The following is a 16,978-nucleotide window of genomic DNA, read 5'->3' as shown; positions in this document are numbered from 1 at the left end:
GTGTATCCCCTATTTTTGCGTTTTTTAAATTCAAACAATCTAAAGATTCACCCTTCCATATGAGAAGGGGTCGCCATTCTAACCAAGTTATCCACATCTGTCATGACGAATTCGAGTAATTTTGTCTAAAAAGAAAACTCTTGTGAATAAATTTAAATTCAAAACCACTTGTGTATAACTTTTTGCACAACCTGTGGATAAATTATCACACAAACTTATCCACAATCCATAAATATAATAAAAACAGAGTTATCAACAACCCAAATACATGTTTTTTAAATTTAAAAGTACGAAATCCACAGAAAAAACCACTCCTAATAAGAATAAATATAAATTTTAAAATTTGAATTTATTTAATAGGGGTATGATCTTTTGTGGATAACTACAAAATATGAATTTAAATTCAAATGCAGCAAATCAAAGCCAAGATGATATCTTGTTTTGTTGATAAATATGTATATAAGGTGTGTATATAATAAAAGTTCTAATAAAAATAGACAATTACTTTGTGCATAACTTTAAAAACTATATATTGCACTGAATTATGACAATCATAAAAAGAAGTAGAGAGATTAAAAATTTGGGTTAAATACAAAACTTTCTTGGTTTTTCATTGACAGCGTAAACATTGCACAATAAAATCGCGGACCTTTATAGAAAGATCATTTTTGGGAGTTTCGATATGAAACGTACTTTCCAGCCATCTGAATTAAAGCGTAAACGCGTTCATGGTTTCCGTGCTCGTATGGCAACTAAAGCTGGTCGTCAAGTATTAGCTCGTCGTCGTGCAAAAGGTCGTCATAGCTTAACTGTTTAATACTGTTACGCTGACCAGACTTGGGTGTGATGACACTTTACAATTTTAGCACAGATGTGCGAATACGCTGTGCTGCAGATTATAAAAGTGTATTCGATGGTGCGCTTTTTAAAGTGCATCAACCCCATTTTTTATTTCTTGCAAAATTAACCGAACAGCCTAATAGCCGTTTGGGTATTGTTGTTGCTAAGAAAAAAGTGCGCCGTGCGCATGAAAGAAATCGAATAAAACGTCTTGCTCGTGAGAGCTTTCGTCTACATCAGCCGAATTTTGGATCAGATATAGATATTGTGGTAATGCCGAAAGTCGGTATAGAAGCGATTACGAATGCTGAGCTATATCAACAATTAGATTTTGCTTGGCAAAAATTACAACGCTTAGCAAAAAAACATTCTAAAGTTGGCACAACCTCGCAGAATTAAGAGATAGCCAATGGTTCGTTTTCTACGTTGGTTGATTCGACTGTATCAAATTGCGATTAGTCCGCTTCTTGGACCCCGTTGTCGTTATATCCCGACCTGTTCCCAATATGCGATAGAAGCATTGCAAACTCATGGTGTAATCAAAGGCGTTTGGTTATCTTCTAAACGAATTTGTCGTTGTCATCCGTGGGGCGGATCTGGATATGATCCGGTACCGCCAAAAGCAATTCGTTTTATTTCGTTTCATCAAATAGATTCTCAAACGCATCATGTTGCTGTACCCTTTCGTGATCGTTTACTGAAGCAAAATCTCTCTAACCATTTGGGGTAATAGATATGCAACAATGGGCCAGGTTTGCAATTCTCGGGGCCATGTTTGTCACCGCATATTTGCTCATTTTGGCTTGGCAAAAAGATTATGGAAATGCTGCAACTGCACCGCAAAAACAAGCGGCGGCTGTAAGTTCACATGAAGTATCTGCTGATTTGCCAAATGCTAAAAATGCAACAGTGGCTTCCGATGTGCCACAAGCAAATATTGCGCAGTCACAAACCACAGATGCAACTGCACCTGTGAATCAACAGCTTATTTCAGTACAAACTGACCTTTACCATATTTGGATCAATCCAAAAGGTGGTGATATTGTTCGTATTGAATTACTCTCACACGACAAAAGCAAAGACAGCGATCAGCCATTTGTTATGCTTGAAAATGATGCCAAGCGTACATATGTTGCTCAATCTGGCTTAATTGGTTTGAATGGACCAGATAGCAGTCGTGGTGGTCGTCCATTATATGCGGTTGAAAAAACATCATATACTTTGGCTGATGCTAAGGGTGTACAGGATCAAAAGGGTCAATCTGAAAAAGTTTTAAACGTTCCGATGGTATTTAAAACACCTGAAGGCGTTGAAATTATTAAAACTTTCACCTTTACCCAAGGGCAATATCCAATTGTTGTAAGACATCAAGTGATTAACCGTAGCCAACAAAGCTGGCAAGGTCAGATGTTTGGACAATTAAAGCGTGATAACTCTGATGATCCTGGTAAATCTTCTCAAGGTATTTTCACTCTAGGAACTTTCTTAGGTGGAGCTTGGGGAACACCTGATTCACACTACAATAAGCTTAAGTTTGCTAATTTCTCAGAAGAAAAAGTAAATACTGAAGCGAAAGGTGGATGGGTTGCGATTGTTCAGCATTATTTTGTAAGTGCTTGGATTCCTGGGAATCTTAAACTGACTCAAGCAAATGGTCAGCCTTATGTAGCTAAACTTGAATCTCGTCAATCTGCTGATCATATGAATATCATTGGTTTTACCTCACCAGTGATTAATGTTCCAGCAGGCACTTCAATGGAAGTGGACGCAAAACTTTATTCAGGTCCGAAAGTACAATCTGAATTAAAAGATTTAGCGGTTGGCTTAAATCAGACTGTTGATTATGGCTGGTTATGGCCGATTGCCAAGTTATTGTTCTTAGGTCTTCAATTCTTCCATAGCATTGTGGGCAACTGGGGATGGTCAATCATCTTACTTACCGTGATGGTGAAGATGATTTTGTGGCCTTTATCTTCAAAAAGTTATCGTTCTATGGCGAAAATGCGTGTGATTGCACCAGAAATGCAACGCATGAAAGAAGAATTCGGTGAAGACCGTATGCGCTTCTCGCAAGAAATGATGGCTTTATACAAACGTGAACAAGTGAATCCACTTTCAGGTTGTTTACCATTGTTGCTACAAATGCCAATTTTCCTTGCTTTGTACTGGGTACTCATGGAAAGTGTGGAATTACGTCACGCACCGTGGTTAGGCTGGATTCAAGACTTGTCAGCAATGGATCCTTGGTTCATCTTGCCGTTGATCATGGGTGCTACGATGTTTGCGCAGCAAATGTTGAACCCGCAACCCGCTGATCCTATGCAGGCAAAAGTGTTCCGCATTATGCCGATTATGTTCACGGTATTTATGTTGTTCTTCCCAGCAGGTCTCGTGCTGTACTGGATTGTGAACAACAGTATTACTATTTTACAGCAGTCGTTTATTAATAAGAGCGTTGAAAAAAGTCGTATAAATAAGACTGAATCAGCTTCTTAATCGTTGAACTTTTGCTGAATAAATCCGCTTAAGATGGTAATCTTAGGCGGATTTTTCTTTGGTTGGATTTTAGGTTTTTAGGTGAATAATATGCAAAGTCAAACCACGATTGCCGCAATTGCAACGCCACCAGGGCGTGGTGGTGTGGGCGTGATTCGCCTATCGGGACCTAAAGCTTATGAGATTGCTCAAAACCTGACACAGAAAAACTTACCTGAAGCACGTATGGCGGGTTTTCGTAAGTTTTATGATGCTGATGGCAGCATTATGGATGAAGGGATTGTTCTATGCTTTCCCAATCCCCACTCGTTTACAGGTGAAGATGTTGTCGAGCTACAAGGTCACGGTGGTCCAGTCATCCAAAATGCCTTGCTGGGACGTCTATTTGAGCTGGGTGCAATTGCTGCAAAAGCTGGTGAATTCTCCATGCGCGCTTTTGAAAATGGCAAGATGGACTTGGTACAAGCAGAAGCGATTGCCGACTTGATTGATGCGACTTCACAAGCTGCAGCACGTTCTGCTGTTCGCTCTTTACAAGGCGCTTTTTCAACAAAAATTAATACGGTTTTAGAAAAACTGATTCATTTACGCTTACATGTTGAAGCTGCAATTGATTTTCCTGAAGAAGAAATTGATTTCTTGGCAGACGGTAAAATTTTAGCTTTACTTGAAGATGTTCAGCGGTCAGTACATGCAGTTCAAACATCTGCACGACAAGGTCAATTACTACGTGAAGGCTTACAAGTCGTTATTGCGGGTAAACCAAATGCAGGTAAGTCGAGCTTGTTGAATGCGCTAGCTGGCGTTGAGCGCGCAATTGTGACCGATATTGCTGGTACAACTCGCGATGTTTTACATGAAAAAATTAGCTTAAATGGCCTACCAATCACCTTAACAGACACAGCTGGCCTACGTGAAACAGGTGACATTGTTGAAAAAGAAGGGATTCGCAGAGCAATTAAAGAAATTGAACAAGCTGATTTGTTATTGCTGGTTTATGATTTAAATCAAGGCGATGACCCATTAAAACTTGCTCAAGAATATTTTGCTGAACACATTGAACCACGTCGCTTAATGTTAATTGGCAATAAATGCGATTTAACTGGTCAATTAGCTGAAATAAGCGATTTTCAAGGGTTTCGTCATATAACCGTTTCTGCAAAACAAGAGATGGGCGTACAAGGCCTCGTAGATGCGATTACAGCGCATGCAGGCTTCCATCCTGAGGAAGACACCTTTATTGCAAGAACACGTCATTTAGACGCAATGAAGCGCACACAGCTCTATCTTTCAGAAGCACATGAGCAACTTGTTGTGTTTAACGCAGGTGAACTCGTTGCTGAATCATTACGCCTTGCTCAAAATGCTTTAGGTGAAATTACCGGTGACTTTAGCGCCGATGATCTATTAGGCAAAATCTTTGGTTCGTTTTGTATTGGAAAATAATTCAAAAAATTCTGAATGATGCACATCGCTGTGTCATTCAGTCACCTCGTTAACCGTATCTTTTTAGAACCTTTAAAAACTCATCTAACTCATTCTGATCAACTTGTGCTTCTTTGAGCACATGGTGATGTAAGTGTTGTTCCATCAATTCACTCATCAAACCGTTTATCGCACCTTTAATGGCAGCAACTTGTTGCAGTATTTCTATGCATGAAATATCAGGCTGTTCAACGGCATACTCAATACTATTAATTTGCCCTTTTAGTCGTTTTACACGATTAACTATTTTTTTATCCTGACCAATGTGACTCATCTGTGTTCTCTTGTATAATTCAATATACTGGTAGGGAGTATATTGGGTTTAAATTTTATGCAGGATTATAGTGTATCACGTCATCATCAACATCAGTTTGATGAAGGAAATCCACTTGCACAAAAACGTATTTTGATTGCAACGATTTTAACGGCATCCATGATGGTGTTAGAAATATTTGGTGGATGGTTTTTCAATTCAATGGCCCTTCTGGCTGATGGTTGGCATATGAGTTCACATATGTTGGCACTCGGTTTAGCCTATTTTGCTTATCGTGCAGCTCGTCATTATTCCAAAGATCGTCGATTTAGTTTTGGAACTTGGAAAATCGAGATTTTAGCGGGTTATAGCAGTGCGATTTTGCTGATGGTTGTCGCCATTTTGATGGCTTTTCAGTCGATACAACGCTTATTTAATCCAGTTGAGATTTTTTATAATGAAGCGATTCCCATTGCAATTTTAGGTTTGGTCATTAACTTGATTTGCGCATGGTTACTTCACGATGATGGGCACCATCACCATCACCATCACCATCACCATCACCATCACGAGCATGGGCATCATCACGATTTAAACCAAAAAGCTGCATTTTTACATGTAGTTGCAGATGCTGTGACCTCCGTTTTTGCAATTATTGCGCTTTGTGCGGGTAAATATTTTGGATGGGATTTTTTAGATGCACTTTTAGGAATTTTAGGTGCTATTTTGGTTGCAAAATGGTCTCTTGGATTAATGAAAGAGACAGGAAAAACCCTTTTAGATGCAGAAATGGACCATCCTGTGGTTGAAGAAATTCGTGAAGTGATTGCTGAATTTCCTAAAAATATTGAAATTACGGATATTCATGTCTGGAAAGTCGCAAAAGGTAAGTTTTCCTGTATTTTAGCACTCGAAACTGATGATATTTCTTTAACCGCAGATCAGATTCGTCAGGCTTTATCAATTCATGATGAAATTGTGCATATATCGGTAGAAATTAATACTCTAAAACCTATTTATGTTCCACGTGAAACATTGGCATAAATGAGTGGCAGTTTGGTTATAACTCGGTAATCAGTTCTGTTTTAGAAAGCTGAACTGATTAAAATGATCTCCTCTCCTACCTATGAGTCAGTTTTATGCTTAAAAAATTAGGAATATTGGCGTTAATTAGCCTAACTACAAGTGTGAGTTTCGCTAATGTAGATACTGTTAGGGAAAATATTAAAAAACAATATCCTAATTTGAAAATTAGTAATATTCAGAAAACTGAAATGTCTGGGATATATAGTGCTAATCTGGATCAACAAATCATCTATGTTGGCGAAGATGGTCAGCATATGCTTGTTGGTTCTATGATTCGATTAAAAGATCAGAAGAATTTGACCAAAGATCTGGTGTTAGGACAGAACTCAATTGATTGGAAACAATTACCTTTAAAAGATGCGATTAAAACGGTTAAAGGTAATGGACAGCATGTTCTAGCAGTATTTTCTGATCCAAACTGTCCTTATTGTAAGCAGCTCGAGCCTGAACTCGATAAGCTGAAAGATGTGACCATTTACACGTTCGTCTATCCTTTAAAACCCCAGTCTATTGTTGTTTCTAGACAGGTGTGGTGTGCACCAAATCAATCCTATTCATGGAAAAAACTGATTCAACAAGGTGTTAAACCAACAGTGGCAAGCTGTGCTAATCCAATTGACCGTAATTTAGAGCTTGGAAAGAAATTAGGTTTTAATGGTACCCCTACCTTAATTTTTGCAAATGGATTTAAACTGGTAGGCGCTCGATCTGCCGAAGAAATTCAAGCCGTTTGGAAAGAATTAGGTCTATAAAATGAATTAAAAAAAAGCACCATCAGGTGCTTTTTTATTGCCTAAAAGTCATTAACTTTTTCGTGCAATTAAATTGTAAATAAAGAGAATAATGACTGCACCAATTACAGATGCGATAAAGCCCGCAGCTGAATTTTCTCCATAAAGGCCAAGTAAACGTCCACCGTAAGTGGCGAGAAGTGAACCTGCAATACCAATTAGGGTCGTTACGATGAAACCTGCTTTATCATCCCCTGGATGTAAGGCACGAGCGATTAAGCCAGCAAAGAAACCAACTACAATAGCGACAATGAGTGACCACATATTTGTTCTCCAGTTGTTTTTTTGATGAAGTTAATGATTTTGCTTCATATTCTATCGTGCGGCAGAGTCATCTATTTTGTCTGTAGCAGATTGCGACTTTTTGTGTCTTTTTTGTTCGAAGCTAAAGTTTTATATAAAAAAATAGCACCTCGCGGTGCTATTTTTTTGAAATTTATAAACCAATTTCGCCAATAAATGGTAAGTGGCGATATTTTTGATCGTAGTCTAATCCATAACCCACAATAAACTTGTCTTCAACTTCAAAACCTAAAAATTTCACTTCGAGATCAATTTCACGGCGAGATGGCTTACTCACTAGCGTACACAATTGAATCGAATTTGGTTCACGAGTTTGCAGCATTTCCATAACTTTGCTTAAGGTATTACCTGAGTCGATAATATCTTCAACGACCAGTACATCTTTACCGCGAATTTCACCATCAAGATCTTTTAAGATTTTAACATCTCGACTTGAAGTCGTACCGCCGCCGTAGCTAGACACTGTCATAAAGTCGAGTTCATGCGGTTTGGTAATCGTTCGGCACAAGTCTGCCATGAAAATAACAGAACCACGCAGTAGCCCAATCAGGACTAACTCTTTGTCACTATTTGCATAGTGAGCGTTAATTTGCTCGCCGAGCTCTTTGACTTTTGCTTGAATTTCTTCGGTTGAAATCATGATGCTCATTGCAACAGTCATGTCAGATTCCTACAAGATATAAAAGAAAAATAAAAAAGGTGTTGACCTGCAACACCTCTAAAATCTGAGTTAATGGTAAAATTTTAAAGCAAAATGATGTTTCATGCACCCTTTGATGACTCTGAAGTTTTATCATTTTGAGCAATATGTCGATCCCGCTTTAATACAAGAGCACATATTCCAAATAATAACAAAAACTTAACGGCCCGATTTTTATTAGGCTGTTTCTTTTTGATAAGCACGGTTTCCATAAATATAAGTCGCCTCAATATTACGGTCATCACCTAAAGTGAATAATGCAAACAACGAATCTTCAACAGATTTGGATTTAGACTGGCGAAGTTGCTGTAGTGCAGTTGGCTTAAGGTTGAGTACCACAAAGTCTGCTTCTTTACCGATGTTGAAATTGCCTAACTTGTCCTGCAAATCAAGCGCTTTTGCTCCGCCTAGTGTCGCGTGATAGAGTGCTTCATAAGCTGAAAGTTTATCGCCTTGTAACTGTTGGACCTTATAAGCCTCGTTAACAGTTTGCAGCAAACTAAACGATGTACCAGCACCGATATCTGTCCCCAAACCTACTTTCACTTGTTTTTCCCAAGTTTTTTTCAATGGGAATAAACCACTACCTAAGAACAGGTTCGACGTTGGGCAAAATGCGATAGCCGACTGCGTATCATGCATACATTGCCATTCTTCCTCTTCTAAGTGAACGCAATGAGCAAACACAGAACGTTTACCAGTCAGACCATAATGTTGATAAACATCTAAATAGCCTGTTTGTTCTGGAAATAAAGATTTCACCCAAGCAATTTCATCTTTGTTTTCGCTTAAATGAGTATGTACATAAACATCTGGAAATTCTTGTTTTAACTGCCCTGCTCTTTCTAATTGTTCTGGTGTAGACGTTGGTGCGAAACGTGGTGTAATCGCATAAAGAGCGCGACCTTTACCATGCCATTTTTCAATGAGTGCCTTGGTGTCGCTGTAAGCCGTTTCTGGCGTGTCACAAAGCGCTTCAGGGGCATTGCGGTCCATAAGTACCTTACCGGCAATTAAACGCATCTGAACGCGTTCTGCGGCTTCAAATAAAGCATCAACAGACTCAGGATGAACTGTACAGAAAACGAGGGCCGTGGTTGTACCGTGCTTTAAGAGTTCCTGAACAAAGAATTGTGCAATTTCATTTGCATATGCTTTGTCTTGAAACTGGATTTCAGTGGGAAAAGTATAGGTATTGAGCCAGCTTAAAAGTTGTTCGCCGTAAGCTCCCACCATTTCGGTTTGTGGAAAGTGGATATGGGTATCAATAAAGCCGGGTACAATCAATTGCTCTGGGTAATGTTGAACCTCGACTCCAGTAGGAAGATGCTGTTGAGCTTCTTCCCATGCACCAAACCATTTGATTTTTCCATGTTCACTAATCAATACACCATCTTCTAAATAACGCACTTGATTTGGAATATCAGTGGGCTCAGAAACGGTTTGTTGGATATCTAAAAAACGACCACGCACAACGGTGGTATTTGCGATCAATGACATGGAAAGCCTTTATATTTTCACTTTTTTCGATTGATTGTACCCCACTTAGCCAATATTTAAACCGTATAACGTTTACTTAGTCCCCATTCAGCCAAAATCCGTCGATAAGTCGTTGATGAACGGTCTGCTTCAAAATGTGCTTCCATCATTAAATCAAGTGGCAGGTCTTCTGGTTTTTGTGATTCGATCATATCTTGGTCTTCAGCAAAAATTTGCGCATTGAATGCATATACTTTTTCTAAATCACCTGTTTGGTCAAAGTTACGGGTAAGTGGAACAAATAAACGGGTTTTATTGCTTGAGATAGGACAGCAGGCATTCAAGATTTTTAAAACCCCACCTTCTGGAAAATCAACAGTAAGTACTGCTGAAAAAGGTGGATAGACATCAAAGGTGCGCTTCCACAAAAAGCCTTCTGGTTCGAGATGTTTTAGTTCGTGTGGATAGTTACTGACATTGCTGATATAGACTGTTTTTAGGCCGTAGCTGGTACGTTCTGTGTGATATTTAGGTACAACAGGGTTCTCTCGATTCGCAAAGGCGTTGTGATGTACCCATGCAAAATGAGCGACATCGATAAACCCTTCGAGTTGACGTCCGCTAGAACCGCCAATATCGACAAAAGGCGGTAAAATTGATTGATGTTCTGCATGCTCCCAAGTATCTAATACTGGAATATTAGCTCGAGTAATATCCCGACTGTGAATACTGGTCCAAATCAAGCCATATCGTTCAACAACTGGAAATTTGGTAAGAGAAAAACGATCAGAAATTTTGGTTAAATCAGGTTGAGCTGGTATTTGGGTACACTTCCCTTCGGTGTTATAGCGTAGACCATGATAGGGACACACAATTTCTTCACCATCCACCCACCCTTTGGTTAAAGGCACACCACGATGTGGGCAAATGTCTCGAACTAAGTGAATTTCGCCACTTTCTGTCTTATACAGGGCCATATTCACATCTAATAACGTCACTCTTTGTGGTGCAGTAGAGACATCTTGAATACGGGCAACCGGATACCAGTGAGTAGATAAAATTTCCCAATCTTTTGCTTCAAAACTGCTGTTACACGGCATTGCAAGGGGCGTTAAAGTTGGAATAGCATTCATGGCATCACTCCTTAAAAAAATCAGGGCTCTCGCGAGCCCTTAAAATCTAGGCTTTTTTCTTTTTAGGAAATGCAAAGAGCTTGCCAATATTGATTTTTAATGAAGAAATTAAGGGTGAAATTATTAAAATACATAGGTTTATAGGATTGTGTTTTTGAATTTTTGTTCTAATTTAGCTTTGAACATGAAAGCTTATTATTTGTTAAGTACTTAAAATGCACTGATTGATCGCAAGCAAGTCCCAATAAAAAAGCACTTTAAAAGTGCTTTTTTATGTAGATCCCTCGATAGGATGAATTAAGACTGCAATTGCTTTTTGTTGTGTCGTAAAGAGAGATAAGCGGTAATTGCTAACACGATTACGATAAAGCTCAACGAAATCCAGATTGGCATGTGGAATACATCAAGCAACAACATTTTTGCACCAATGAACAATAAGATGATGCCTAAGCCATACGGTAAGTAATGTAGTTTAGAAGCAGCGCCAGCAAGTAAAAAGAACATTGCTCGTAAACCTAAAATTGCCATTAAGTTTGCTGTTAAAACAATAAACGGATCGCTTGTTACCGCGAAAATAGCAGGAATAGAGTCTACCGCGAAAATCACATCTGAAGCTTCAACCAAAATCAATACTAAAAATAATGGCGTTGCCCACAATAAACCATTTTGACGAACAAAGAATTTGTCACCTTCCAGCTGCGGCGTAATACGCATGTGCTTACGTAACCATTTTAGAGCCTTGATATCTTCAATATTGGTTTCTTCTTCTTGGCCTTTTAAGAATTTGAAACCTGTATATACCAAGAACGCACCAAAGATATAAAGCACCCATGAAAACTCTTGAACAAACCATGCGCCAATAAAGATAAACAGAGTACGCAGTACGATTGCGCCTAATACGCCGTAGAGCAAAATTTTACGTTGTAGTGCAGCTGGAATAGCAAATGCCGCAAAAATCATTAACCAGACGAAAACGTTGTCAATTGCGAGGGACTTTTCAAGTAAGTAACCTGCGAAGTATTCCATGGTTTTTTGATTTGCTAAGGTCACACCAGCAGTTTGCTGTAGATATAGCCATAAACCACCACCAAATAAGACCGCGACGCTTACCCACGCCACGCTCCAGTAAGCAGCTTGCTTAATTGAGACATCCTGACCTTGCTTTTGCTTAAAGCCTAAAAAGTCTACTAAAAGCATGACAATGACAATGCCAAAGAATGCTATGTACAGCCATAGATTGCCGATTGTTTCCATAAATCCTCCTCACATCCGGCAATTGGGCATAAAAAAACCTCGACCAGTTGCCAGATGAATTAAAACATCTGTATCAACATGATCAAGGTCTTGCCTACATCATGAATTTCACGATGCTCAGATACCGACTTTTTAATAAAAGTGTATTGACGATATCTGACACATAACATTGCTGTTATGTTTGGAGGAGGCTACTCCCCTTGTCAAACTAAATTCTGTTTTGGATAAAACATATCCAATTTCACATAGAATGGCAGATTTTTTTATATTACGCAACTGAACTTAATGTCGTGGTTTTAATATAAAAAAGATCTACGAATTATTTAATTAAACCGCGGTCTAAAAGCGGTTTGCATATAATCTGGTAAAGGTGAATAAAGAATGCGGTCAAACTTGTACCGTAAGCATTCCAGAAGTAATAACCTGCTGTATTGACTAGTAGTGCGACAATAAAAGCACCTAGCATGTCTAAAGGGAAATGCACACCTAAATAAATGCGTGACCACGCCACCACAAATGATAAGACTAAAAGAATGATTCCAATCATTTTGCGTTGAGCAAACAAATAAGACAGAGCAATGGTACTGAAAATCAGCATATGATTACTTGGAAAAGATGCTGTTGGCGCATGCTTAATAAACGTGGTGCCAACACCCATGACAAACGGTCTTGCGTGATGATAAAACAGAGAAATAACGTAACCTACTAAAAGGGATATGCAGGTTAAAAAGACAGATTTAATGACTCTATTTTTTAAATCTTGATCACCATAGAACCATAAAAATGTAAGGATGAATAAAAGAATATAGAGGAGATCATTAGCAAAAAAGATAGCAAGACGAATGATAAATTGACTCGCATCCTGAGCCCCATTAATCACATGGAATAAGCTAAGGTTGAGTGTTTCTAAAGACATTCATATTCCAAACAAGAACAAAAACGTGGGCTATGATAAAGAATTAAGCCTATTGTCTTGATAAAGAATTGTCACAAAAATGAAATATAGTTTGTTTGTGAGTAAAGATTAAACAGCAGGTCTAGATATTTTTTAATGCGTGTTCTGGGCGTTAATATTAAAGTGTTAACGTGTTGGCACTTTATTCGAGAACGTTATTTTATGACTACTCAAGAAAAACAGAAAAAATTAAGTTTGAGGCCTTTATCTCCAAGAGATCCAAAACAGCCGCATAGAGCAGCAACTCCACTCGAATTATTGTTCGATTTAATTTTTGTAGTCGCGATTGCAACAGCAGGTCAGCAGTTACATCACGCGATTATTGAAAATCACCTCTGGCATGCATTACCAAGCTACCTGATGGTATTTTTTGCGCTGTGGTGGGCATGGATGAATTTTTCGTGGTTTGCTTCAGCCTACGATAACGATGATGCATTGTATCGATGCCTTACCTTTGTACAGATTGTGGGGTCATTGGTGATGGCCGCCGGTATTCCTGATGTATTTCGTAGTCAGGATTTTGACATCATCATTATTGGTTATGTGATTATGCGCATGGCACTGGTTACCCAGTGGTTACGTGCAGCAAAACATGATCCAGAGCGGCGAATTACCGCTTACCGCTATGCGATCGGTATTGTCTTGGTTCAGGTGGGTTGGCTCGTTGCTAATTTTGCGCACATACTTTCAGTTCCTTTATTTTTATTTCTGGTTGCGATGGAGTTATTTATTCCTATCTATGCAGAAAAATATTCACCAACGCCGTGGCATCCTCACCACATTGTAGAACGCTATGCGTTACTCACGATTATTGTTCTGGGTGAATCAATCGTCGGTAGTTTTAATGCCATACGTGATGCCTTAGCCGCTCAGTCAATGAATATCCCAGCCGTTTTCTTAATGATCGGTGGATTGATGTTGATGTTCGCAATGTGGTGGGCTTATTTTGACCGTAGTGAACAACATCATCATGTTAAAGGTGTACGCCCATTTGTTTGGGGATACGGCCATTATTTTGTTTTTGTCAGTATTGCTGCGGTGGGTGCAGCGCTTGCCGCCGCTGTGGATGTCACAACCCATCACGCGCATATTTCTGATTTATATATGGGAATAGTCGTTGCGGTGAGTGTGGTGCTCTATACTACCTGTATTTGGATACTTTACGAGTTCCAATGTTTATCTGGAATCACGAAATGGTTTTATCCGATCACCGCGCTCATTATTTTATGTATTCCGTTTATTTGTAATAACGTGGGATATAGCGTTTTTGCGATGGGCATTGTATATAGTTTACGTTTAATCGTTTCTAATAAATTTATGGCCAATATAGAGCCAGAAAAAGTTTAAAAATAATTGATATAAAAAACGGGTTTCAAATTGAAACCCGTTTTTTTATTGAATCATCTAAAGCGGAAGTTAAGCAGCTTTTGCTTTTAATGCGCTCATGAGTTTTTGATGTAAGCCACCAAAGCCACCGTTAGACATAATCACAACGGCATCGCCCTCACCTGCTTCATTGACAATACGGTCAATAATTTCGTCAAGAGAGCGGCTCACTTGAGCATGGTTAGAAGCAGCTTCAATCACGGGTTGTAAGTCCCAATCTAAACCTTCTGGCTGATACCAGATGACTTCATCTGCTAAGCGTGCTGAATGTGCTAAACCATCTTTATGACTGCCCATACGCATTGTATTTGAACGTGGTTCAATAATGGCCCATAAACGGCGTTTACCTAAGCGTTTACGTGCGCCATCTAAAGTGGTATCAATTGCTGTTGGGTGGTGAGCAAAGTCATCATAAACCTCAATACCATTCACGGTACCAAGTAACTCCATACGGCGTTTTACACCGCCAAAGTTAGATAAAGCTTCACAAGCCGTTTCAAGTGCAACACCTACATGTTGAGCGGCTGCAATCGTTGCCAAAGCATTCGCTACGCTATGTTGTCCTGTCATGGTCCATTTGACTTCGCCAACGACATTGCCATTTTCGAGTACTTTAAAATGACTACCATCAATTGAGATTAATTCAGCAGATAAAGCAGCTTTTTCATTCGCTTCTAAACTTGTACGAATCACTGGTGTCCAGCAACCCATTTCCAGCACTTCATCAATATGCGTTTCAGTAATTGGCGCAATAATACGACCTTCACTTGGAATGGTACGTACAAGATGATGGAATTGCTTTTGAATCGCTGCTAGGTCATCAAAAATATCGGCATGGTCAAATTCAAGGTTATTTAAAATCGCCGTTTTTGGATGATAGTGAACAAACTTAGAACGTTTATCAAAGAAAGCTGAGTCATATTCGTCGGCTTCAACGCAGAAGTATTTGCCACCGCCTAAACGAGCGCTTTCGCTAAAACCAAGTGGAACACCACCAATTAAAAAGCCCGGATTTAAACCAGCCTGATCAAGTACCCAAGCGAGCATGGTGGTAGTCGTGGTTTTACCATGAGTTCCTGCTACACCAAGCACATGTTTACCTTGTAAAACGTGATCGGCAAGGAACTGAGGACCAGAAATATATTGCAAACCTTCATTAAGCATATATTCCACGGCATCAATACCACGTTTCATGGCATTTCCGACAATCACTAAATCTGGGTGAGGCTGTAAATGACTACGGTCGTAGCCTTGCATGAGGGTAATGCCTGCGTTTTCTAACTGGGTAGACATTGGTGGGTAAACGTTTGAATCGGAACCGGTTACCTTATGTCCTAAATCACGAGCTAAAAGTGCTAAAGAGCCCATAAAAGTGCCACAAATACCCAAGATATGCAGATGCATTGCTCGCCTTCTCCACTGCTTTTGTACACAATATTCGTATGAATGACTGTGTGTGCATTATTGATAAATTTGCCAGCAACGATAGCAAGGCTAAACTCGAAAAGATAGTCAAAAATCGTTGTTGTTCTATGTGTTTGAGGCCCTGAGAAAAGCACATCTTTATTTTTTCGATTTAAGCTGAATTACAGTTTTATCTTTTATAATGTTTTGTATCTTTAGAATACTTAAATCATCGTAAAGATGAAGGATGTGCCTTTGAGCCCAACGGTTTTAGCTTTTACGCTATTAATTATTTCTAACTGCTTTATGACACTTGCATGGTATGGGCATCTTAAATTTTTGCACCATGCTCCACTTTGGCAAGCGATTTTATTCGGTTGGATTATAGCCCTACTTGAATATAGTTTTATGATTCCGGCAACTCGTATGCTGAGTGCACAAGGCTGGTTACTCGGTGAAATGAAAATTACACAGGAAGTGGTCACACTGATTGTGTTTGTACCGTTTATGCTTTTCTTGTTTAAACAACCATTTAAACTGGATTATTTGTGGGCGATGGTATGTTTATTTGGCTGTGTCTACTTCGTATTTAGAAGCCAGTAAGCTGCAATGGCTTGCATTGAATGTTTTATTCTACTTTGCAATAAGCCATTGCTCTTCCAAGTGCCTGTTTATCTTGTTGGATGTTTAAATAATATTAATAAAATTTGAGAATGTGTCATTGTTAAACCATGACATTTTTTGAAGAGATTAAAAATATTCGCAGAGCTGGTCAGTTAAATTTTCGTGAGATGAAAAATCAGTCTATAATAATGGGCTTCCGAACCATTTAAAACTTGGCTCTCGTCGAGATTTATCTTCTTTTACTTTTGTCTCTGGAACATTAGCAATGAATGCGGCCGCAGCACAAGACGCTCAACCTCTCGTTGGAATTATTATGGGTTCTCAATCTGATTGGGCAACTCTCGAAAACACAGCCAATATGCTTAAACAGCTTGGTGTCCCATTTGAAGCGGAAGTGGTATCTGCTCATCGTACTCCAGACCGTTTATTTGAATATGCAGAAACTGCGCGTGATCGCGGTATTCAAGTGATTATTGCTGGTGCTGGTGGTGCAGCGCATTTACCTGGAATGTGTGCCGCAAAAACTGATTTACCAGTTTTGGGTGTGCCAGTTAAATCATCAATTTTAAATGGCGTAGATTCTTTGCTTTCAATCGTACAAATGCCAGCAGGTATTGCAGTGGGTACTTTAGCAATTGGTCCAGCTGGTGCGACGAATGCTGCAATTATGGCGGCACAAATCTTAGGTTTAACTCGTCCTGAAATCGCAAAAAATGTTGCTGATTTCCGTGCTGCGCAAACTGATAAAGTTGCAAGCAAAAATATTCCGGGTCAGGTGTAAGAGGCTGA

Annotated in this window: 18 protein-coding genes; 10 read left to right on the top strand and 8 right to left on the bottom strand. The window is 39.2% G+C overall.

Annotation, left to right across the window (positions count from 1 at the left end; genetic code table 11):
- Positions 1-682: 682 nt before the first annotated feature.
- The 5 genes from rpmH (at position 683) to mnmE (ending at position 4,782) form a co-directional block, all read left to right on the top strand.
- Positions 683-817, top strand: coding sequence for a 50S ribosomal protein L34 (rpmH, locus tag K6I41_RS19155; RefSeq protein ID WP_000831329.1), 135 nt, complete (start codon positions 683-685; stop codon positions 815-817).
- 29 nt (positions 818-846) lie between these two features.
- Entirely contained in the window at positions 847-1,239 is a 393-nt protein-coding gene (gene rnpA, locus K6I41_RS19150) for a ribonuclease P protein component (RefSeq protein WP_004795567.1), read from the top strand.
- A gap of 10 nt (positions 1,240-1,249) precedes the next feature.
- A complete protein-coding gene (yidD, locus tag K6I41_RS19145) occupies positions 1,250-1,570 on the top strand; it encodes a membrane protein insertion efficiency factor YidD (RefSeq protein WP_250374972.1) in 321 nt (106 codons plus the stop codon).
- Positions 1,571-1,575: 5 nt separating this feature from the next.
- Entirely contained in the window at positions 1,576-3,336 is a 1,761-nt protein-coding gene (gene yidC, locus K6I41_RS19140; RefSeq protein ID WP_004795565.1) for a membrane protein insertase YidC, read from the top strand.
- Positions 3,337-3,426: 90 nt separating this feature from the next.
- Positions 3,427-4,782 (top strand): tRNA uridine-5-carboxymethylaminomethyl(34) synthesis GTPase MnmE, encoded by a 1,356-nt coding sequence (gene mnmE / locus K6I41_RS19135; protein ID WP_250374971.1) that lies wholly within the window; start codon positions 3,427-3,429, stop codon positions 4,780-4,782.
- A 49-nt stretch (positions 4,783-4,831) separates the two neighbouring features.
- On the opposite strand, the gene K6I41_RS19130 is transcribed toward mnmE, so the two are convergent.
- Positions 4,832-5,095: a metal/formaldehyde-sensitive transcriptional repressor gene (locus K6I41_RS19130; protein WP_013199307.1), complete on the bottom strand. Its 264-nt coding sequence runs from the start codon at positions 5,093-5,095 to the stop codon at positions 4,832-4,834.
- A 57-nt stretch (positions 5,096-5,152) separates the two neighbouring features.
- Between K6I41_RS19130 and dmeF the strand changes: the two genes are divergently transcribed.
- On the top strand, positions 5,153-6,118 hold the full coding sequence (dmeF, locus tag K6I41_RS19125) for a CDF family Co(II)/Ni(II) efflux transporter DmeF (protein WP_250374970.1): 966 nt from the start codon (positions 5,153-5,155) through the stop codon (positions 6,116-6,118).
- Positions 6,119-6,213: 95 nt separating this feature from the next.
- A complete protein-coding gene (locus K6I41_RS19120; RefSeq protein ID WP_250374969.1) occupies positions 6,214-6,912 on the top strand; it encodes a DsbC family protein in 699 nt (232 codons plus the stop codon).
- 51 nt (positions 6,913-6,963) lie between these two features.
- On the opposite strand, the gene K6I41_RS19115 is transcribed toward K6I41_RS19120, so the two are convergent.
- From K6I41_RS19115 to K6I41_RS19090, 6 genes are all read right to left on the bottom strand, one after another.
- Positions 6,964-7,215 carry a GlsB/YeaQ/YmgE family stress response membrane protein gene (locus K6I41_RS19115; protein WP_000269732.1) on the bottom strand — a complete coding sequence of 84 codons (252 nt, stop codon included), beginning with the start codon at positions 7,213-7,215 and terminating at the stop codon, positions 6,964-6,966.
- 172 nt (positions 7,216-7,387) lie between these two features.
- Positions 7,388-7,915, bottom strand: coding sequence for a hypoxanthine phosphoribosyltransferase (gene hpt / locus K6I41_RS19110; RefSeq protein ID WP_004795560.1), 528 nt, complete (start codon positions 7,913-7,915; stop codon positions 7,388-7,390).
- A 216-nt stretch (positions 7,916-8,131) separates the two neighbouring features.
- Positions 8,132-9,454: a guanine deaminase gene (gene guaD, locus K6I41_RS19105; RefSeq protein WP_199944078.1), complete on the bottom strand. Its 1,323-nt coding sequence runs from the start codon at positions 9,452-9,454 to the stop codon at positions 8,132-8,134.
- 56 nt (positions 9,455-9,510) lie between these two features.
- Entirely contained in the window at positions 9,511-10,566 is a 1,056-nt protein-coding gene (locus K6I41_RS19100) for a Rieske 2Fe-2S domain-containing protein (protein ID WP_250374968.1), read from the bottom strand.
- 297 nt (positions 10,567-10,863) lie between these two features.
- Positions 10,864-11,820 carry a TerC family protein gene (locus K6I41_RS19095; protein WP_013199302.1) on the bottom strand — a complete coding sequence of 319 codons (957 nt, stop codon included), beginning with the start codon at positions 11,818-11,820 and terminating at the stop codon, positions 10,864-10,866.
- A 319-nt stretch (positions 11,821-12,139) separates the two neighbouring features.
- Positions 12,140-12,736, bottom strand: coding sequence for a phosphatase PAP2 family protein (locus K6I41_RS19090; RefSeq protein WP_250374967.1), 597 nt, complete (start codon positions 12,734-12,736; stop codon positions 12,140-12,142).
- 135 nt (positions 12,737-12,871) lie between these two features.
- Between K6I41_RS19090 and K6I41_RS19085 the strand changes: the two genes are divergently transcribed.
- The gene (locus K6I41_RS19085; RefSeq protein WP_151826732.1) at positions 12,872-14,122 is read left to right on the top strand and encodes a low temperature requirement protein A; all 1,251 of its coding nucleotides are present in this window, start codon (positions 12,872-12,874) and stop codon (positions 14,120-14,122) included.
- A gap of 69 nt (positions 14,123-14,191) precedes the next feature.
- Here K6I41_RS19085 and mpl read toward each other — a convergent pair whose 3' ends face one another.
- Positions 14,192-15,565, bottom strand: coding sequence for a UDP-N-acetylmuramate:L-alanyl-gamma-D-glutamyl-meso-diaminopimelate ligase (gene mpl, locus K6I41_RS19080; protein WP_250374966.1), 1,374 nt, complete (start codon positions 15,563-15,565; stop codon positions 14,192-14,194).
- A 240-nt stretch (positions 15,566-15,805) separates the two neighbouring features.
- Between mpl and K6I41_RS19075 the strand changes: the two genes are divergently transcribed.
- Both K6I41_RS19075 and purE read left to right on the top strand, forming a co-directional pair.
- On the top strand, positions 15,806-16,168 hold the full coding sequence (locus K6I41_RS19075; RefSeq protein ID WP_014207671.1) for a DMT family protein: 363 nt from the start codon (positions 15,806-15,808) through the stop codon (positions 16,166-16,168).
- Positions 16,169-16,454: 286 nt separating this feature from the next.
- Positions 16,455-16,970 carry a 5-(carboxyamino)imidazole ribonucleotide mutase gene (gene purE, locus K6I41_RS19070; RefSeq protein ID WP_002115451.1) on the top strand — a complete coding sequence of 172 codons (516 nt, stop codon included), beginning with the start codon at positions 16,455-16,457 and terminating at the stop codon, positions 16,968-16,970.
- Positions 16,971-16,978: the final 8 nt, after the last annotated feature.

It is taken from the genome of Acinetobacter sp. AS23 (genome assembly GCF_023612055.1).
Lineage (GTDB): Bacteria > Pseudomonadota > Gammaproteobacteria > Pseudomonadales > Moraxellaceae > Acinetobacter > Acinetobacter oleivorans.
Note: the sequence above shows the minus strand (reverse complement) of the source record. Positions and strands in the feature narration are given on the sequence as shown.